Raw genomic sequence first — 18,420 nt, forward strand, 5'->3', positions numbered from 1 at the left:
AACCTAACGGACATGGGGGAATAGGGATGTTAGAGACTTCTGCCGGTTTAGGGCAGCTAATGACAATCATGATAATGGCCGTCGCATTAGGACTGGATGCGTTCTCTCTGGGCGTAGGAATCGGCATGAAAGGAATCCGGCTGCTGCATATTCTCAAGATCAGCCTGTTGATCGGCCTTTTCCATGTGTTGATGCCGCTGCTGGGAATGTTTATGGGATATTACGTCAGTTCGCTGCTCGGACAAGTTGCCGCCCTGGTTGCCGGTGGGCTGCTGGTGCTGCTGGGCGGACATATGGTCCTGAATTCCTTCAAGACAAGTGAAACGCGAATGGTGGATCACCGCTCCCTGCTGGGGATGCTGCTGTTTTCGCTCAGCGTCAGCATTGACTCTTTTTCGGTAGGCGTATCCCTGGGAATGTTTGAGAGCAACCGGATTCTGACCGTGCTGGCTTTCGGGATCTGCGGGGGCGTGATGGCCGTGCTTGGACTCCTGCTCGGCAGGAGGGTAAGCCGGAATCTCGGCGAATACGGGGAGGCCCTTGGCGGCGCGATTTTGCTGGCATTTGGCCTCGCCTTTATCTTCTGATACAATATCGGCAAAGACACTTCGGGAGGTGCTAGAGACGTGAAGCATATTTTGTTTGTCTGTACGGGTAACACGTGCCGCAGCCCGATGGCCGAAGCTCTGCTTCGCAAGCTGGCCAAGGAGCGCAGCGTTCCGCTCGAAGTCCGTTCGGCCGGCGTGGCCGCCCTTGAAGGGACGCCCATCTCGCGTCATGCGGAAGCGGTGCTGCGGGACCACGAGATCGATGAGCATTTGACCGCCAAGCCGCTCAGGGCCGAAACGGTGAAATGGGCGGATTTGATATTGACACTGACCCAGGGGCATAAGCAGCATGTGATCCGGAGCTTTCCGCTCGCGGCTGACAAAATTTATACCCTGAAGGAATACACCGAAGATGACGAGAACGTGATCAAGGATCTGCAGGAGCTCGACAGTCTGTACGCCACCTGGGAAATGAAGCGGGCGCTCGGACAGCAGCTGGAGGACGAGGAACGGGAGCGGCTGATCGAGATCCAGCAGCGCATTCCGAGCTTTGATATTTCGGACCCGTTCGGCGGGTCCCGCGACGATTACGATGTAACCGCCGCAGAAATCCGTGCCGCCATCGAGCGCCTGCTGGATAAGCTGGAGGCGTTCCGTACATTTTAAGAAAGACGCTTAAATTGCCACTTGGGCCGGAGCCTAAGTTGAAAAAAATGGAGTAAATTTGCAGATTGATTTTCATCGCGTCATGCTTTATGATGAAGGTGAAAAACATCGGTTCCGGTGTAACTGGCGACAATGTGGATCCAACCACGATGGAGCACCGGGATATACGGCCGGTCGCCTGGGCAAAAGAGCAATTCTGCGGAATGATCCGCGGACTGCTCTTTTTTTCGTCTAGTGGCTGCAAATGCGTTATAATGGTACAAGAAGTCACGGGAATACCGGGAAGCGTTAGACTCGTTTCTCTGTATTGCGCGAAATTTTGGGAGGTTTTTCGAAAGATGAAAATTGCTGTTGGAACAGATCATGCGGGTATACGTTTGAAAGAAGACATCATTGCCGTGATCGAAGGAATGGGGCATCAAGTTGCGGATGTAGGATGCGGATGCACGGATTCCGTGGACTATCCGGACTATGCTCTCCCTGTGTGCGAGCTGGTTACCCAAGGCGAGGCGGACCGGGGAATCCTGATCTGTGGAACAGGCATCGGCATGAGCATCGCGGCGAACAAGGTTCCGGGCATCCGTTGCGCCTTGGTTCACGATGTGTTCTCGGCGATGGCCACCCGGGAGCATAACGACTCCAACGTGCTGGCGATGGGCGAACGCGTCATTGGTCCGGGGCTGGCCCAGGAAATCGTCAAAGCTTGGCTGGGCACGGAGTTCAGCGGCGGTGAGCGTCATGTCGGGCGCGTGAACAAGATTAAAGCGATTGAAGAGCGGTATCTGCACAATTAGGGAGGTTTTCTCATGGAAAGCATGTCAGGAAGCAGTCCATTGGAAGTTTCGCTGGGAGAACAGGTATCACGAATCCTTCATGAGCTGGTGGAAGCCGCAGGGCTTGGCCCCGGTAAAGTGCTGGTCGTCGGTACGAGCACCAGCGAGGTGGCCGGGAAGCGCATCGGCACTTCCGGGGCACTCGGGGTAGCCGAAGAGCTGCTGCAGGCCATCGGCGAGGTCCGGGCCCAATTCGGCTTCGACACGGTGTTTCAGTGCTGCGAGCATTTGAACCGGGCGCTCGTTATGGAGCGGTCCGTGCTGGAGCGCCTTCGTTTAACCGAGGTCGCCGCCGTTCCTGTTCCGAAAGCGGGCGGCTCCATGGCTGCCGCTGCTTACCGTTCCATGAAGGAGCCTTGCCTGGCCGAAGCAATTGAGGCGCACGCGGGCATCGACATCGGCGAGACGATGATCGGCATGCATCTGCGGCGCGTGGCGGTGCCGTTCCGCCCGACCCTGCGCTATGTGGGTCATGCGCGCGTGAATGCGGCCTATACGCGGCCCAAACTGATCGGCGGCGAACGGGCGGTATATCGTCTGGATGAAGAAGCCGGCGATGCCGATCGTGACGGCGGCAGTTCAGATCTTTGCGATTAACATGAGCGGATGATTGAAACGAACATTGAATTTTGAATTCCAATAAGGGAGGAACTATTAACATGGATCAATTGCGTAAGAAGGACCCGGCTGTACTCGAGGCCATGAATTTGGAATTGAAGCGTCAGCGTGCGAACATCGAGCTGATCGCATCGGAGAATATTGTCAGCGAAGCGGTAATGGAAGCCATGGGCTCCGTCCTCACGAACAAATACGCCGAAGGATATCCGGGCAAGCGGTACTACGGCGGCTGCGAGCGCGTCGATATCGTGGAGGATATTGCGCGTGACCGTGCGAAAGAACTGTTCGGAGCCGAGCATGCCAACGTGCAGCCACACTCCGGCGCCCAAGCCAACATGGCCGTGTATCTGGCAGCGCTGAAGCCAGGGGATACCGTACTCGGGATGAACCTTGCCCATGGCGGACACCTGACGCACGGAAGCCCGGTGAACGCTTCCGGTCTGCTGTACAACTTCGTCGCTTACGGGGTCCAGGAAGATACGTTCCTCATCGATTATGACGAAGTCCGCAAGCTTGCGTTCAAGCACCGTCCGCGCCTGATCGTCGCCGGTGCGAGCGCCTATCCGCGTACGATTGATTTCGAAGCTCTCGCTTCGATCGCCAATGACGTGGGCGCGCTGTTCATGGTCGACATGGCTCATATCGCAGGCCTGGTTGCAGCCGGTCTTCATCCGAGCCCGGTGCCTCACGCCCATTTTGTCACAACGACAACGCACAAAACGCTCCGCGGTCCGCGCGGCGGCATGATTCTGTGCAAGCAGCCTTGGGCTGCGGCCATCGACAAGGCCGTCTTCCCGGGCACGCAAGGCGGTCCGCTGATGCACGTCATCGCGTCCAAAGCCGTAGCCTTGGGCGAAGCGCTTGACCCATCGTTCAAAACGTATGCTGAAAACGTGGTGAAGAACGCCAAAGTATTGGCTGAAACGCTGATCAGCGAAGGGCTGAACATCGTATCCGGCGGCACGGATAACCACCTGATGCTGGTGGACACGCGCAGCGTGAACATTACGGGGAAAGACGCCGAGAAGGTGCTGGACTCCGTGGGCATCACCGTCAACAAAAACGCCATTCCGTTCGATCCGACCAGCCCGTTCGTCACGAGCGGAATCCGGATCGGTACGCCGGCTGCGACTTCCCGCGGCATGGACGAAGCGGCGATGGTGGCGATCGGCAAAATCATCGCCATGACGCTGAAATCGCCTAAGGACGAAGCGGTGCTGTCCAAAGCAGCAGCGATGGTGAAGGAACTGACGGATCAATATCCGCTGTATCCTGAACTTAACTACTAATAGGACATAGATCTTGAGAAGTGAAAGTCTGTGAGAAAGTAAGGGACTGGGGAATGTTCTCCGGTCCCTTTTTTTGGAGATAAGAAAGTATAAACTTCCGAAGTTCCGGGGCTAAATATCCTTATTTCGCAATAGAAAATTCTGCGGAATTCGATCTATCTTCTGTAAAGTCGTCGATAAACGTTTTTCTCGCCTCAGAAGCCGGATGGGTCAATCAACCTTTCTGCCATTGTAGCGGTTGTGTGCCTACACACTCTTAGAATGACTTTTATATAGTAGTTCAGAGGGGGAGAACCGCTAGATTTAAGACTGATAGATACGAGGGTCTGATGTTAGATAGGCGGGTTTTTACAGGCTGCTTACAGGGATACCGTTTCCCTTGTATGGTCTCTCGGTTAACGTTTAAGCCGGCTGATCTTTGGGCCAGAATAAACATATCTTTCTTGGGTGCAAAATCATTTCCAGGAATGATATAATAAATAAGATTTGTGTACTTGCATGTAACGTATGCGAATGGGCATCAAACTAACCGGCAATGACAGCACTTAGACTTACGATTTAACCGGAGGGACTAACATGGGAAAACTGGTGATTTGTGATCACCCTTTGATTCAACACAAACTAACATTTATCCGCGATGTGCGGACGAACACGAAAGATTTTCGCGAACTGGTCGATGAGGTTGCTTCCTTAATGGCTTACGAAATTACACGCGAGGTTCCGCTCGAGTCGGTCAAGGTGCAGACACCCGTCGCCGAGATGGAGGGCAAGGTGCTGGCGGGCCGCATGCTCGGCCTGATTCCGATCCTGCGCGCCGGGCTCGGCATGCTCGACGGCATGCTGAAGCTGATTCCCGCCGCCAAGGTAGGACATGTCGGCCTGTTCCGCGATCCGGAAACGCTGCAGCCTGTCGAGTATTACACGAAGCTGCCGACGGACGTGACCGAGCGCGAGCTGATCGTCATCGATCCGATGCTGGCGACCGGTGGATCGGCTATTGCCGCGATCGACGTCCTGAAGAAGCGGGGCTGCACCCAGATCAAGCTGATGAACCTGATCGCCGCGCCGGAAGGGGTCAAGGCTGTACAGGAAGCCCATCCTGACGTGGACATTTATGTGGCAGCCCTGGACGAGAAGCTGGACGATCACGGTTATATCATTCCGGGACTGGGAGACGCCGGAGACCGGCTGTACGGAACCAAGTAAGGAGAGGGAAACCATATGTCAAAAATTAAAGTGATGACGATCTTCGGCGTGCGTCCGGAAGCCATCAAGATGGCTCCGCTCATTCTGGAGCTGCAGAAGCATCCGGAACATATCAAATCCGTCGTCTGCGTAACGGCCCAGCACCGTCAGATGCTGGATCAGGTGCTCGAGGTATTCAAGATTACGCCGGATTTCGATCTGGACGTCATGAAAGAGAACCAGACGCTGAACGAGGTGACCATCCGCGTTCTGCAGGGCCTGGAGCCGGTTTTGAAAGAGGCCAAGCCTGATATCGTTCTGGTGCACGGAGACACGCTGACGACCTTTCTGGCCAGCTATGCGGCCTTCCTGCAGAAGATCCAGGTAGGACATGTCGAAGCGGGGCTGAGAACGTGGAACAAGCTCTCCCCTTATCCGGAGGAGATGAACCGGCAGTTGACCGGCGTGCTTGCCGATCTTCATTTTGCCCCGACGGACTGGTCTGCAGGCAACCTGAAGAAGGAGAACAAGAACGAATCCCACATTTACGTGACGGGCAATACCGTTACCGACGTATTCCAGTACACCGTCAAGCCGGATTATCACCATCCTGTGCTCGACTGGGCGCAGGGCAAACGGCTGATTCTGATGACGGCGCACCGCCGCGAATCGCAGGGCGAGCCTCATCTGAACATCTTCCGTGCCGTGAAGCGGATCGCCGACGAATTCGACGATATCGCCATCGTGTATCCGGTCCATCCAAGCCCGGCGGTCAAAGAACCGGCGCATCAAATTTTGGGCAATCATCCAAGAATTAAGCTGATTGAACCGCTGGATGTTGTAGACTTGCACAATTTTTACCCGCATACGCATCTGATTTTGACGGACTCCGGCGGTCTTCAGGAAGAAGCTCCATCCTTCGGTGTGCCGGTGCTGGTGCTCCGTGACACGACCGAGCGTCCGGAAGGCATCGAGGCGGGAACGCTCGAGCTGGTCGGAACGAATGAGGAACAAGTGTACGGACGGACGAAGCATTTGCTGACCGATCAGGAAGCCTATCATGCGATGAGCGGCGCCGCAAATCCATACGGAGATGGCAAGGCATCCCAGCGGATTGTCGACGCGATTTTGCATCATTTTGGCATCAAAAATGAACGTCCGGAACAATTTCACAGAATGTTCACAAAGGAAAGTTAAGCCATATTCTGAGGGCAAAGAGTACAGCATACAGTTAAACTGTACGGTTGACACGGATTTGCGGGCTTTTTGCAGTGATCTAAGTCACATTTCCAGCCAGTTTCGACACGGATTTGTTCAATTGACAAACTCTCGGGTCATTCAGTAAAATGAACTGGGATTAGAGGGTGGACAGAGATGAATCAACCTGATAAGCCGCAAAAATCCAATAAAAATGCTGCAAGCCCTCTGAAGTATGCGGGCCTTGTAAGCGCCATCGGAATCGATCTGGCCGCATGTACTTTAGGGGGCTTTTATCTCGGCTCTTGGCTGGACAAGATTTGGGGAGGACCCGGACTCTGGATTGCATTCGGAGTTTTGCTGGGTCTGGCGATTGGCGGCGTAAGCGTTTTTATGATCACCAAGGCAGTCATGGGGGAAAGTGATGAGTGAACTATGGAAATACCGCAGGGTATTGACTAGAGCAACACTTTATTTCCTGGCTCTTTGCTTCTTGGGTGCTGCTGTCTTCCCGCAATACCGGAGTATAGCGCTGGGTATGGTGCTTGGCTCCAGTGTCAGCCTTGCCAATAGCTTTTATTTGGGCTATAAGGTGCAAAAAGTGTTGGATTCAGTCGAAGGCGGGGGCGGCAAGAGAGTAAATATGGGTTTTCTGACCCGTGCAGCCCTCAGTGTGCTGGCCGTCGTTGTGGCCTATCAAAGGCCGGAGACGTTTAACCTGTATGCCGTTGCGGCAACACTGGTATTGGCACAGTTTCTTCTCTTATTCATAGGGATTCGATTGTCTCGTAAACAGGAGTAGACCTTCAACTGAGAAAGGGGTGAGAAAAACATGCATACATCACCGATTATTGAATTGGGCGGCATAAAATTCGACCTTTCCACAATCCTGATGCTCATCGTAACCTCCGTAATCGTGTTTGTGATCGCGAAGCTGGCAACCCGTAAATTGTCAGTCGAAAACCCGGGGAAATTGCAGAATTTCATGGAATGGACGGTGGAATTCGTCCAGAACCTGATTTCCAGCACGATGGATTGGAAGAAGGGGAAGCACTTTCTGTCCCTTGGATTGACGTTTATTATGTTTATCTTCGTCGGCAACCTATTGGGTCTTCCTTTTGGTATCGTTACAGGAGTCCACGATCCGGAACATGCGCACGTCTTTGGCAAAGAAATCGTATCAGTCACCGAAGAGTTTGCGAAGCATCCGGATGTAGAAGAAGTCGAGCTGGCTTGGTGGAAATCACCTACGGCAGATGCTTCGGTTACCATGGGGCTCGCGTTTATCGTATTCTTCCTTTCGCACTTCCTGGGAATGACCAGAAATACAAAGAGTTATTTCAAGCACTATTTCCAACCTTACTGGTTCTTCTTCCCGATCAACGTTATCGAGCAGTTTGCGAAACTGCTGACGCAGGGCATGCGTCTATTCGGTAACATTTTTGCGGGTGAAGTGCTGATCTCGGTTCTGTTGAAACTGACCGCACTCGGCGTAGGCGGATATATCGCTTCTGCGCTCGGTCTCATCGTTTGGCAGGGCTTCAGTATTTTCGTCGGCGCCATCCAGGCATTTGTCTTCACGATCTTGACGATGGTTTATATCTCTCAGATGATCGAGAGCCACGACGAGCACGAACATTAGCTTCAAAGTTAAGCTTGGAGTTTTCTTCCTTCACACTTAACTAAACATAAATAATAATAAAATACACATCTCTAAGGAGGATTTTACAAATGGGAGTTTGGGCATTTCTTGCAGCTGCGATTGCAGTAGGTTTGGGCGCACTTGGCGCAGGTATTGGTAACGGTCTGATCGTAAGTAAAACGGTTGAAGGTATCGCTCGTCAGCCAGAAGCAAAATCTACGCTTCAAACGACAATGTTTATCGGTGTAGGTCTGGTCGAAGCCCTTCCAATCATCGGTGTCGTACTCGCGTTCTTGTTCTACGCAGGAGCTTAATTTAAGCAGTAAGGTTTGGCGGGGAAGGCCACGGCCATCCGCGCCTTCTTTTTAGCCGTCAGATAAGGAAGGCTCTTGGATCCTTCCTTATCTGATTGTCTGATGAACAAGACTGAACGTGCACCGGAAAGGAGTGACTAGATTGACTATTATCCCTTCGTCTTTCATTGTGGCATTGATTGCGTTTGTGATTCTGTATTGGCTTCTGAGCAAATATGCTTTCGGTCCGTTGTTCTCCATTATGGAGAAGCGCCGTGAGCTTGTGACGAGTCAAATGAACGAAGCGGCACAAACCCGCGAACAAGCCATTGCTTACGTAGAAGAACAGAAAAAAGCTCTGGAAAATGCGCGCAAAGAGGCTTACGACATTATCGAGCAATCCAGACAAACGAGCAGCAAGCAGGCTGACCAAATTATGGAACAAGCCAAGGTGGAAGCTTCTCGTATTAAAGAGGACGCTGTCCGCGATATCGCAAGCGAAAAGAACAAGGCGGTTCAGGAGCTGCGCAGCGAGCTGGGCGCCGTATCCGTGAAGATCGCATCCAAGCTGCTTGAGAAGGAAGTCAGCAGCGACAAAGCGCAGGAAGAGCTCGTGGACCAGTACCTTAAAGAGGTAGGGGGCAGACCATGAGCCGGGAGACAATAGCAGCCAAGCGTTATGCGAAGGCGCTGTTTGAAGTGGCTGCGCAGCAGCAGAGAACGCTGGAAGTGGAGCAGGAGCTCAAGGCCGTCGTTGGGGCCATTACCCAGGATGACGAGATCCGCCGTTTTATCTCCACGCCCAACATTGCCGTATCGGTGAAACTGGATGTGCTGAAAAAGGCCCTTCAAGACAAAGTATCCCAGCCGGTCATGAACACCGTTGACATGCTGATCGAACGGGGCAGAGCGGATCTGTTCGCCGACCTGCTGGACAGCTACGTCCGGATCGAAGGCGAAAGCCTTGGACTTGCGGACGCCACGGTGTACTCCACTTATCCGCTCAGCGACCAGGAAATCGAAACGGTTGCCGCGGAGTTTGGAGCATTGGCTAAGAAGAAAATTCGCGTAACCAACGTGATTGATAAAAATCTGCTCGGCGGTGTAAAAGTCGTCATCGGCGATATGCTGTACGACGGCAGTTTGGCAGGGAAGCTGGAACGGCTTGAAAAGTCTTTTAACAGACTAGCACAGTAGATAGGGGTGAAGACACTTGAGTATCAGACCTGAAGAAATCAGTACGCTGATTAAAAGTCAAATTGAACAATATAAATCTGACATCGAAGTGGCCGAAGTCGGCACCGTTATTCAAGTAAGCGACGGTATCGCCCGTATTCACGGGATCGACAATGTTATGGCCGGTGAGCTCGTCGAGTTTGCCAACGGTGTCGTAGGCCTTGCGCTGAACTTGGAAGAAAGCAACGTAGGTGTCGTTATCCTCGGGCCTTACACGGAAATCAAAGAAGGCGACCAAGTGAAACGTACCGGACGCATCATGCAGGTTCCTGTTGGGGAAGCCCTGCTCGGACGCGTTGTCAACCCGCTTGGTCAGCCGGTGGACGGCAAAGGACCCATCGAAGCTTCTGCTTACCGTCCGGTTGAGAGCAGCGCACCAGGCGTTATCGACCGTAAATCGGTTCATGAGCCGATGCAAACCGGTATCAAAGCGATTGACGCTCTCGTGCCAATCGGCCGCGGACAGCGCGAGCTGATCATCGGTGACCGTCAAACGGGTAAAACCCAAATCGCGATCGATACGATCATTAACCAAAAAGGCAATGGCGTGAAATGTATCTATGTCGCCATCGGCCAAAAGCAATCGACGGTTGCGCACGTCGTGGAAAACCTTCGCCGTCATGGCGCTCTGGACTACACGATCGTCGTTACCGCATCGGCTTCCGAGCCTTCTCCGCTCTTGTACATCGCTCCTTATGCGGGCTGTGCAATGGGTGAGTACTTCATGTACAAAGGCGAACATGCCTTGATCATCTATGATGACTTGTCGAAGCAGGCAGCGGCATACCGCGAATTGTCCCTGCTCCTTAGACGTCCTCCAGGCCGCGAAGCTTATCCTGGTGACGTATTCTATCTGCATTCCCGTTTGCTGGAACGCGCGGCGAAGCTGTCCGATGAACTCGGCGGTGGTTCATTAACCGCTCTGCCTTTCATTGAAACACAGGCGTCCGACGTATCCGCATATATCCCAACCAACGTGATTTCGATCACGGACGGACAGATCTTCCTTGAGTCCGAACTGTTCTATGCTGGACAGCGTCCGGCGATCAACGTAGGTATTTCCGTATCCCGGGTTGGTAGCTCCGCACAGCTCAAGGCGATGAAGAAAGTCGCCGGCGGTTTGAAGCTGGATCTGGCCCAATACCGCGAGCTTCAAGCGTTCTCCCAATTCGGTTCCGACCTTGACAAATCCACGCTGGCCCGTTTGAACCGTGGTGCGAGACTGATGGAAATCCTCAAGCAGGGGGTTAACCAGCCGCTCAGCGTTGAGCAGCAGGTAGCCAGCTTGTACACGGCAGTCAGAGGACACCTGGACGACATTCCTGTCGGCGACATCCGTCGTTTCGAGAGCGAATTCCTGGCGTTCCTTGAAAGCAACCATCCTGAGATCATGGCGTCCATCCGCGATACCAAAGATCTGGTTGCCGACAACGAAACGGCTCTGAAAGCGGCTATTGATAAATTTAAAAGAGGCTTTGCTGTGATGGCGTAAGCCTGGACGTGAACCGGGCCGCAAGGCTCGGGTTCATCTTTTTAAGATATGCGCAACGAAGTCAGCTTTGACGATGTCAGAGCTCAGTTAATGCTTTCGAAGTAACTTTAGCTCTGCTAAAGTTAAGTTTCGCTTACGAAGTTAGCTTTGACTTTGTCAAAGCTTAGTTATTGCTTTCGAAGTAACTTTAGCTCTGCTAAAGTTTTGAGGTGGTGAAAACATGGCAAGAGGATTACGCGAAATTAAACGTCAGATCAAAAGTATTCAAGGCACGAAGCAGATCACGAAGGCGATGGAAATGGTCGCCGCCTCCAAGCTGAGAAGAGCCCAGGAGATGGCGCAGCATTCCCGTCCTTACTCCGAGAAGCTGAAGGAAGTGGTCTCCAGCATCGCGTCCGGTACCAAAGGCATCAAGCATCCGATGTTTGAGAAACGTCCCGTGAAGAAAACCGGATACCTGGTCATCACCTCCGACCGCGGTCTTGCGGGCGGTTCGAACGCCAACGTGTTGAAGCTTGTCTCGACGATGATTAAGGAACGCCATAAGTCCAGCGATGAATACGAATTGTTCGTGATTGGACGGAAAGGCCGCGACTACATGCGCCGCAGAGAGCTTCCGATTGTGAAAGAGGTTACGGACTTGTCCGATACGCCATCGTTTGCCGACATCAAGTCGATCGCTTCCGCAGCGGTCCGCGAGTTTGAGGAAGGTAAAATCGATGAGCTGTACGTCATCTACAACCGCTTCGTGAACGCGTTGACGCAAATTCCGGAAGCCAATCTGCTCCTGCCAATGGACAGCATGGAATCCGCAGCTTCCCCGGTGGCCAGCTACGAATACGAGCCGTCTCCGGAAGCCGTTCTGGAAGCGCTGCTTCCTAAATATGCCGAAACCTTGATCTTCAGCGCACTGCTGGACGCCAAAGCCAGTGAGCTGGGTGCCAAGATGACGGCGATGGGTGCGGCGACGAAGAACGCGACCAAGCTGATCAACGAATTGACACTGTCTTACAACCGTGCGCGTCAGGCTGCGATCACGCAGGAAATTACGGAAATCGTGTCTGGTGCGAACGCTCAGGTATAAGATTTTTAGACGGTGTCTTATTTTCGAATCTCTGTTTTCATAACCCGGGGGTGCTTGTCCGCGTGTGGAGAAGCCCCACCTGGTTTTCAGCAGCAAACTCATCCTTAATCGGTCTGTCGGCTTCGGTTACCTGCGATAGACATGATCTATATTTCATAATAGAACCTTGCACGGAGCATACCGTTAAGCCGCATGGCTTACGATTTAGGTTTGCGAATACAGCAGACTTGTAGGAGGGAACAAAAAAGATGAACAAAGGACGCGTTGTCAGCATTATGGGTGCGGTTGTCGACATCGAATTCGAAAGAGGTCAACTACCGGAAATCTACAATGCAATTAAAGTTGAGGGCACAGTCGCTGGCGGACGCCAGATCGACTTGACTCTGGAAGCTTCAAACCATCTGGGCGATAACATGGTGCGCTGCATTGCCATGTCCTCTACCGATGGACTGGTTCGTGGTATGGAAGCAGTGGATTTGGGCGGTCCAATCACTGTTCCTGTAGGATCCGCTACCCTCGGACGCGTATTTAACGTACTGGGACAGCCGATCGACGAAGCGGGCGAAGTGACTACCGAGGTTTCCAGCCCGATTCACCGTGAAGCGCCAAAATACGACGAACTGTCGACCCAAGCGGAAATGCTGGAGACAGGGATCAAGGTTATCGACCTTCTCGCTCCTTACCAAAAGGGCGGTAAAATCGGTCTCTTCGGTGGTGCCGGCGTAGGTAAAACCGTTGCGATCCAGGAATTGATCAACAACATCGCTCAGGAACACGGCGGTATCTCCGTATTCGCGGGTGTAGGTGAACGTACCCGTGAAGGTAACGACCTGTACCACGAGATGAGCGATTCCGGCGTTATCAGCAAGACGGCGATGGTGTTCGGACAAATGAACGAACCGCCGGGCGCCCGTCTTCGCGTAGCACTGACAGGTCTGACGATGGCGGAATATTTCCGTGATCAAGAAGGCAAAGACGTGCTGCTGTTTATCGACAACATCTTCCGCTTTACCCAGGCCGGTTCCGAAGTATCCGCCCTCCTGGGCCGGATGCCTTCCGCGGTAGGTTACCAGCCAACGCTGGCAACCGAAATGGGTCAGCTTCAAGAACGGATCACATCCACGAAAAAAGGTTCCGTTACGTCGATCCAGGCGATCTACGTGCCTGCGGATGACTATACAGACCCGGCTCCAGCCACAACGTTCGCCCACTTGGACGCAACGACCAACCTGGAGCGTAAAATTTCCGAGATGGGTATCTATCCGGCGGTGGATCCGCTGGCATCGAGCTCCCGTATCCTGTCGCCTGAAATCGTGGGCGAAGAGCATTACAACGTCGCTCAAGGCGTTAAGCGTCTCCTGGCCCGTTACAACGAGCTTCAGGATATCATCGCCATCCTCGGTATGGATGAGCTTAGCGAGGACGATAAGCTGATCGTAGGCCGTGCCCGCAGGGTGCAGCGTTTCTTGTCTCAGCCATTCCACGTTGCCGAAGCGTTTAACGGCATGCCGGGTATCTATGTACCGGTTAAAGAAACGATCCGCAGTTTCAAGGAAATTCTCGAAGGCAAGCACGACGACCTTCCTGAAGCAGCCTTCCTCTTCGTTGGAACGATTGAACAAGCCGTAGAAAAAGCGAAGACGTTGGAATAGTGTCCTGCCGGGAGCTAGCCGCTTCCGAAGTGAGCATTCAGGGAGGGATGTAAGTGAGCACCTTTTTATTGGAAATCGTCACACCGGACCACGTGGCTTATTCCGGAGAGGTGGACAGCCTGGTTGTACGCGGTGTGGAGGGTGAGCTCGGCATTTTGCCGAACCACATTCCGTTGGTCACCCCGCTGCGGGTTGCTCCGATTGCCGTGACGAGCGGCAAGAAAACCACCGAGATCGCGGTTAACGGCGGCTTTGTTGAAGTACGCAAAGACAAGGTTGTCGTTCTGGCTGAGAGCGCAGAGCTTCCTGAAGAGATCGATGTTGAACGCGCACGTGCCGCCAAAGAGCGCGCCGAGCGCCGTTTGGCAGCGGGCAAGCAGGATGAGATCGATTTCCGCCGTGCGGAAATGGCCCTGCAAAAAGCGATTAACCGGATCAATGTGGCCGGTCGTAAATAATAGTACAGAGAGCCTGTCTCGTTAAAGAGACAGGCTTTTTTATTGAAACGGATAGAAACCGAAGGCATAGTTCCTATGAAACCAGGGGATTCTTCAGTCATACATCCCCATATTCCATATAGAATATCGGTGCCGACTAGTCCAAATGACCTATTTATTTCCGAGGAAATTAGACAGAAAGCGCTTTACGATAAATTATTGAAAAATAAAGGAATTGGAACTGGATTCTTGAGGGCAAGGCAAGTATTATATAATAGTCCCTTGATGAGCTTGGTTGCTGGAAGGGACACCCAGCGTTCATCGTTCTTCTTTTTTTAAATCAAGTGATGATGGAGGTAAGGGCATGGATTCGGACGTATCACAGAACATATCAAGCACCATCGGAGTCAGCGGTCTGATGTCCATCGTGGTGTCTTTGTTCTGCATCGGTTTGTCTTGGTGGGCGCTTCAGAACTTGAAGCTGGACCTGTTTATCAGGCATCCGAAGGGAGCCCAAGGGAAGCTGCTGCAGCTGCTTCTGGCGGTGGTACTGGGGCATTTCGTCGCTAAGTTTCTGATCGATTATATCGGCTGGAGCAACATGATCCGGTATATGTTTTAACCGGTCAACGTTTGGTTATATCACTGATAGGCTGCTTGTAGGACTTCAGCAACTGAACACGGTTGAAAGATGTCGAATAATAACATTTTTTTATGTCAACAATGAAAAAGAACAGTTTAGGTAAGGCTGGCGGTTCCACTTGCCGAAGGTGGCAGGAAAGCCTTACACGTTTAAAAAGATGTGGACATGGAACCGAAAAAGTCTGATTTCGTAACTCATCCCGCTTAGCGTGCCCTGGGTGCCGGCCGGCTTGAAGCGATAGTTCCTCCGGAGCATATTCGCCAAAAAACGCTTGTATCCGTCAAAAGGTCAATGTTATGATGGAAGTTAGGGAATTAGCAATGTAATTTCTTGATATCCAGAAATAAAGGAAAAAATGGACGCGGAGGGAATCATGATGAGCAAATTTATCGTCCGCGGTGGCAATAAACTGACCGGAAGCGTGAAAGTCAGCGGGGCAAAAAATTCTGTTCTTCCGATCATCGCTGCCTCTCTTCTTGGGGAAGAAGGAGAAAGCATCATTATCGATGCGCCTCCTCTTGACGATGTAATTACAATCAGTAAAGTATTGGAATCCATAGGTGCAGTCATTACATATGAAAAGGATGTAATGAGGGTCAATGCCCAAACGATTACCTCGTGTGAAGCGCCTTATGAGTGGGTGCGGAAGATGCGGGCGTCTTTTCTGGTCATGGGTCCTCTGCTTACGAGAATGGGCCATACGCGGATTTCACTGCCGGGCGGGTGCGCCATCGGTACAAGACCTATCGATCAGCATCTGAAGGGTTTTGAAGCGCTGGGAGCCGAAATCAGCCTGGGACAAGGATATATTGAAGCGAAAAGTAATGGCAGACTGCGCGGAGCCAAGATCTATTTGGACGTGGCCAGCGTGGGCGCTACTGAAAATATTATGATGGCCGCCACGCTGGCTGAAGGCGTGACAGTAATCGAAAATGCGGCGAAAGAGCCGGAAATTGTCGATTTGGCGAACTACCTGAACGGCATGGGTGCGAAAGTGCGCGGCGCCGGTACCGGTGTCATCCGGATCGAAGGCGTGGAGAAGCTGCACGGTACCGAACATACGGTCATTCCGGATCGAATCGAAGCAGGCACCTACATGGTGGCGGCTGCGATTACGGGCGGAGATGTGTACGTTGAAGGCGCGATTCCGGATCATTTGGGTCCGGTCATTGCCAAGCTGGAGGAGATGGGCGTTGAAATCGAACCAGGCGAAAACGGCGTACGCGTGAAGGCGAACCATCCGCTCAAAGCGGTGGATATCAAGACACTGCCGTATCCGGGCTTCCCGACCGACATGCAGTCGCAAATGATGGCGCTGCTGCTCAAGTCGGAGGGAACAAGTGTCGTGACCGAGACCGTGTTTGAGAACCGCTTTATGCATGTGGATCAGTTCCATCTGATGAACGCGGAGATCAAGGTGGAGGGCCGCACGGCCATCGTAACCGGCGGTGCCAAGCTTACAGGCGCCAAGGTATGCGCTACCGACCTTCGGGCCGGAGCAGCCTTGATTCTGGCGGGCCTCGTGTCGGAAGGGACGACAGAGGTCAGCGGTACGCATCATATCGACCGGGGCTATGTTCACCTGGCTGAGAAGCTGCAAGGACTGGGAGCCGACATTTGGCGCATCTCCGTCGATGAGCCGACCTTGACACAGCCGGCAGCGGCCAAGAAAGAGGCGGACAGCAAGGAAGAGGAAGTCAAGCTGGTGAACGTGCAGCCGACCTGGGTGTAAGTCCTTATTTGATCTTGTGATAGGCGGAACATTTTACTGGAAACGATTCATTGTACTGTAAACAAACAAATGGCCGGAAGCACGCGGCCATCCACCCATAAGCAGCTAAGAAAAGACCAGGCCCGTTGCGGCCTGGTCTTTTCTATCGTCCACTTGTCTGCGATCCACCATTCCCTTCGATTTCGTCACCTCAATCAAAGTCTTTCTTATTATAATGAGGAACTTCTTTTTATACGATGCAGGGCATGGGTTCTGACCCAGCCTATTTTATCTTTTAAGGAATGGAAGGCTCCCCCGGATTGGAAGGCACAATCTCTGTTTCTCTCAAAAAGGGTTCTATCACTCTCAAGCCTCTCATATGTATGAATATCGGATGTGAACGGTGAAGACGGGAGCGGACTATAAAGCCGCGTCCCATCGATTTCTGCCCGCCGCGCAGCCGGTATCCGGAAGGTCTAGTAACGAAGGACGAAGCATGGACGGAGGTTTGAGAGAATATGAAGGATCCACGCACACAATTAAAAATTCCCGTCGCTCCCAGAAGCGAAGCGCTCACGCCGGATGATCCGAGAAGCACGGCCCCCCAGCCAGGCAGGCCGCGGCTGACGCTGCTGCCCGGCACTGCTGCGCAGCCGCCAGAGGCTGCAGCGCCGGACAGGCCGGAGCGCCAAGGCACGCTCCGGCCCGAAGCCCCGGGCGCGCCTGGCGGCGCCCGGTACAGCCCAGGGCGGCGCCCATGGACGCCGCCGCCAAGCCGCGGCCCGGCCAAAGGGCCGCACCGCCCGGGCAGCGCCCGCAAGGTGCCCCCAGCCGCCCTGTGGGGGGCGGGCGGGGTACTCGCACTGGCGCTGCTGCTGCCCACGCTGGTGGTGGTGACGACGCACCACCACCCCGCACCGGTGCCTGCGCCCATTCCGGCGCCCGCACCGGCCAAGCCCGCTGCGCCGCAAGCGGAGGCGCAGCTGCCGAACGTGTCCGTCTATCTGACGAAGACGGGACAAGTGGAAGTGCTGCCGATGGAGGACTACGTCACCGGCGTGCTGGCGGCCGAGATGCCGGCGGACTTTGAGCTGGAGGCGCTCAAAGCGCAGGCGATCGCGGCCCGCACCTTTATTGTCCGCCGCCTCGTCGACGGCGACATGAGCGGCGTGCCGGACCGCAAGGCCATGGTAACCGATACCGTCAGCCACCAGGCGTATATCTCCAAGGAAGTATTGGAGAAGGAATGGAAGGCGCAGGGAAAATCCGCGGAGCTGGCCAAGCTGCAGCGGGCGGTGCAGGAAACCCGCAACACGATCATGACCTATAAAGGCAAGCCGATTACGGCATCCTTTTTTTCTACCAGCAACGGGTATACCGAAAATTCGGAGGATTATTGGACAGAAGATATCCCGTACCTTCGCAGCGTAGCGAGTCCATGGGACAAGGAGCTGGCGCCGGGGTACAAGGAAACGGTCACGATCAGCCGCAAAGATTTTATCAACAAGCTTGGTCTAGCCGGACAGGCCATCACGGTATCAACGGGTCAGCCTTTCATTCAAGTCTTGTCTACGACGGAAGGGCACCGGATTCAAGAGATTTCCATCGGCGGACATGTGTTCAGCGGCCGGGAAGTGAGAGAGAAGCTGAACCTGCGGTCCAGCGAGTTTACTTGGGAGACGTCGGGCGCCGACATCCAGATCACCACGTACGGATACGGGCATGGCGTCGGGATGAGCCAGTGGGGTGCGAACGGGATGGCCAAGGAAGGGTCGACCGCCACGCAAATTCTCAAACACTACTATACGGGCATCGACTTTACGCAAGCTTCAAAACTTCTCTCTAAAGACTGAAAAAATAATATAAAGAGATACGTATAAAAGATTCCACCCCG

Annotated in this window: 20 protein-coding genes and 1 riboswitch; all 20 genes read left to right on the top strand. The window is 53.4% G+C overall.

The genetic code is table 11. The annotated features are described in order from the left end of the window. The first annotated feature begins 26 nt into the window (after positions 1-26). Positions 27-587, top strand: a complete 561-nt coding sequence (locus FHS19_RS27260) for a manganese efflux pump MntP (RefSeq protein WP_183585034.1) — start codon at positions 27-29, stop codon at positions 585-587. A 39-nt stretch (positions 588-626) separates the two neighbouring features. Further along, positions 627-1,214: a low molecular weight protein arginine phosphatase gene (locus FHS19_RS27265; RefSeq protein WP_183585036.1), complete on the top strand. Its 588-nt coding sequence runs from the start codon at positions 627-629 to the stop codon at positions 1,212-1,214. 109 nt (positions 1,215-1,323) lie between these two features. Next, a riboswitch (ZMP/ZTP riboswitch) is annotated at positions 1,324-1,405 on the top strand. A 147-nt stretch (positions 1,406-1,552) separates the two neighbouring features. Beyond that, complete coding sequence (gene rpiB / locus FHS19_RS27270; RefSeq protein ID WP_183585038.1) at positions 1,553-2,008, top strand: ribose 5-phosphate isomerase B; 456 nt, start codon at positions 1,553-1,555, stop codon at positions 2,006-2,008. Positions 2,009-2,029: 21 nt separating this feature from the next. Next, a complete protein-coding gene (locus FHS19_RS27275) occupies positions 2,030-2,644 on the top strand; it encodes a TIGR01440 family protein (RefSeq protein WP_183585291.1) in 615 nt (204 codons plus the stop codon). Between the two features lie 62 nt (positions 2,645-2,706). Continuing rightward, the gene (glyA, locus tag FHS19_RS27280) at positions 2,707-3,954 is read left to right on the top strand and encodes a serine hydroxymethyltransferase (protein ID WP_183585040.1); all 1,248 of its coding nucleotides are present in this window, start codon (positions 2,707-2,709) and stop codon (positions 3,952-3,954) included. Between the two features lie 576 nt (positions 3,955-4,530). Next, positions 4,531-5,160, top strand: a complete 630-nt coding sequence (upp, locus tag FHS19_RS27285; protein WP_183585042.1) for a uracil phosphoribosyltransferase — start codon at positions 4,531-4,533, stop codon at positions 5,158-5,160. 15 nt (positions 5,161-5,175) lie between these two features. Then, positions 5,176-6,336, top strand: coding sequence for a non-hydrolyzing UDP-N-acetylglucosamine 2-epimerase (gene wecB / locus FHS19_RS27290; RefSeq protein ID WP_183585044.1), 1,161 nt, complete (start codon positions 5,176-5,178; stop codon positions 6,334-6,336). 177 nt (positions 6,337-6,513) lie between these two features. Beyond that, on the top strand, positions 6,514-6,768 hold the full coding sequence (locus tag FHS19_RS27295; protein ID WP_076174685.1) for an AtpZ/AtpI family protein: 255 nt from the start codon (positions 6,514-6,516) through the stop codon (positions 6,766-6,768). Next, the gene (locus tag FHS19_RS27300; protein ID WP_076174683.1) at positions 6,761-7,138 is read left to right on the top strand and encodes an ATP synthase subunit I; all 378 of its coding nucleotides are present in this window, start codon (positions 6,761-6,763) and stop codon (positions 7,136-7,138) included. Before FHS19_RS27295 ends, FHS19_RS27300 begins: the two co-directional genes overlap by 8 nt. Positions 7,139-7,168: 30 nt before the next feature. Next, positions 7,169-7,978, top strand: coding sequence for a F0F1 ATP synthase subunit A (atpB, locus tag FHS19_RS27305; RefSeq protein ID WP_183585046.1), 810 nt, complete (start codon positions 7,169-7,171; stop codon positions 7,976-7,978). Between the two features lie 89 nt (positions 7,979-8,067). After that, the gene (gene atpE, locus FHS19_RS27310) at positions 8,068-8,292 is read left to right on the top strand and encodes a F0F1 ATP synthase subunit C (protein ID WP_036706394.1); all 225 of its coding nucleotides are present in this window, start codon (positions 8,068-8,070) and stop codon (positions 8,290-8,292) included. Between the two features lie 142 nt (positions 8,293-8,434). Beyond that, the gene (gene atpF, locus FHS19_RS27315) at positions 8,435-8,923 is read left to right on the top strand and encodes a F0F1 ATP synthase subunit B (RefSeq protein ID WP_105444861.1); all 489 of its coding nucleotides are present in this window, start codon (positions 8,435-8,437) and stop codon (positions 8,921-8,923) included. Further along, positions 8,920-9,468 (top strand): F0F1 ATP synthase subunit delta, encoded by a 549-nt coding sequence (locus FHS19_RS27320; RefSeq protein ID WP_183585048.1) that lies wholly within the window; start codon positions 8,920-8,922, stop codon positions 9,466-9,468. The genes atpF and FHS19_RS27320 overlap by 4 nt, the downstream gene beginning before the upstream one ends. A gap of 16 nt (positions 9,469-9,484) precedes the next feature. Next, a complete protein-coding gene (gene atpA, locus FHS19_RS27325) occupies positions 9,485-10,999 on the top strand; it encodes a F0F1 ATP synthase subunit alpha (protein WP_076174674.1) in 1,515 nt (504 codons plus the stop codon). 220 nt (positions 11,000-11,219) lie between these two features. After that, the gene (atpG, locus tag FHS19_RS27330) at positions 11,220-12,083 is read left to right on the top strand and encodes an ATP synthase F1 subunit gamma (protein ID WP_183585050.1); all 864 of its coding nucleotides are present in this window, start codon (positions 11,220-11,222) and stop codon (positions 12,081-12,083) included. Between the two features lie 248 nt (positions 12,084-12,331). Continuing rightward, the gene (gene atpD, locus FHS19_RS27335; RefSeq protein WP_183585052.1) at positions 12,332-13,735 is read left to right on the top strand and encodes a F0F1 ATP synthase subunit beta; all 1,404 of its coding nucleotides are present in this window, start codon (positions 12,332-12,334) and stop codon (positions 13,733-13,735) included. A gap of 53 nt (positions 13,736-13,788) precedes the next feature. Next, positions 13,789-14,193 (top strand): F0F1 ATP synthase subunit epsilon, encoded by a 405-nt coding sequence (locus FHS19_RS27340; RefSeq protein ID WP_076174668.1) that lies wholly within the window; start codon positions 13,789-13,791, stop codon positions 14,191-14,193. A gap of 343 nt (positions 14,194-14,536) precedes the next feature. Then, a complete protein-coding gene (locus FHS19_RS27345) occupies positions 14,537-14,794 on the top strand; it encodes a DUF1146 family protein (protein ID WP_183585054.1) in 258 nt (85 codons plus the stop codon). Positions 14,795-15,191: 397 nt separating this feature from the next. Next, positions 15,192-16,547 (top strand): UDP-N-acetylglucosamine 1-carboxyvinyltransferase, encoded by a 1,356-nt coding sequence (gene murA / locus FHS19_RS27350; RefSeq protein ID WP_183585293.1) that lies wholly within the window; start codon positions 15,192-15,194, stop codon positions 16,545-16,547. 497 nt (positions 16,548-17,044) lie between these two features. Beyond that, the gene (gene spoIID, locus FHS19_RS27355) at positions 17,045-18,379 is read left to right on the top strand and encodes a stage II sporulation protein D (protein WP_183585056.1); all 1,335 of its coding nucleotides are present in this window, start codon (positions 17,045-17,047) and stop codon (positions 18,377-18,379) included. The last annotated feature ends 41 nt before the right edge of the window (positions 18,380-18,420 follow it).

The sequence above is a fragment of the Paenibacillus rhizosphaerae genome (assembly GCF_014192015.1).
Taxonomy (GTDB): domain Bacteria; phylum Bacillota; class Bacilli; order Paenibacillales; family Paenibacillaceae; genus Paenibacillus_AQ; species Paenibacillus_AQ rhizosphaerae.

Coding starts and splice junctions, on each gene's coding strand:
- rpiB (WP_183585038.1), top strand. CDS start 1,553: ATGAAAATTGCTGTTGGAACAGATCATGCGGGTATACGTTTGAAAGAA.
- atpG (WP_183585050.1), top strand. CDS start 11,220: ATGGCAAGAGGATTACGCGAAATTAAACGTCAGATCAAAAGTATTCAA.
- FHS19_RS27300 (WP_076174683.1), top strand. CDS start 6,761: ATGAGTGAACTATGGAAATACCGCAGGGTATTGACTAGAGCAACACTT.
- upp (WP_183585042.1), top strand. CDS start 4,531: ATGGGAAAACTGGTGATTTGTGATCACCCTTTGATTCAACACAAACTA.
- FHS19_RS27295 (WP_076174685.1), top strand. CDS start 6,514: ATGAATCAACCTGATAAGCCGCAAAAATCCAATAAAAATGCTGCAAGC.
- atpD (WP_183585052.1), top strand. CDS start 12,332: ATGAACAAAGGACGCGTTGTCAGCATTATGGGTGCGGTTGTCGACATC.
- spoIID (WP_183585056.1), top strand. CDS start 17,045: ATGAAGGATCCACGCACACAATTAAAAATTCCCGTCGCTCCCAGAAGC.
- murA (WP_183585293.1), top strand. CDS start 15,192: ATGAGCAAATTTATCGTCCGCGGTGGCAATAAACTGACCGGAAGCGTG.
- FHS19_RS27275 (WP_183585291.1), top strand. CDS start 2,030: ATGTCAGGAAGCAGTCCATTGGAAGTTTCGCTGGGAGAACAGGTATCA.
- atpB (WP_183585046.1), top strand. CDS start 7,169: ATGCATACATCACCGATTATTGAATTGGGCGGCATAAAATTCGACCTT.
- wecB (WP_183585044.1), top strand. CDS start 5,176: ATGTCAAAAATTAAAGTGATGACGATCTTCGGCGTGCGTCCGGAAGCC.
- FHS19_RS27320 (WP_183585048.1), top strand. CDS start 8,920: ATGAGCCGGGAGACAATAGCAGCCAAGCGTTATGCGAAGGCGCTGTTT.
- FHS19_RS27260 (WP_183585034.1), top strand. CDS start 27: ATGTTAGAGACTTCTGCCGGTTTAGGGCAGCTAATGACAATCATGATA.
- glyA (WP_183585040.1), top strand. CDS start 2,707: ATGGATCAATTGCGTAAGAAGGACCCGGCTGTACTCGAGGCCATGAAT.
- FHS19_RS27345 (WP_183585054.1), top strand. CDS start 14,537: ATGGATTCGGACGTATCACAGAACATATCAAGCACCATCGGAGTCAGC.
- atpE (WP_036706394.1), top strand. CDS start 8,068: ATGGGAGTTTGGGCATTTCTTGCAGCTGCGATTGCAGTAGGTTTGGGC.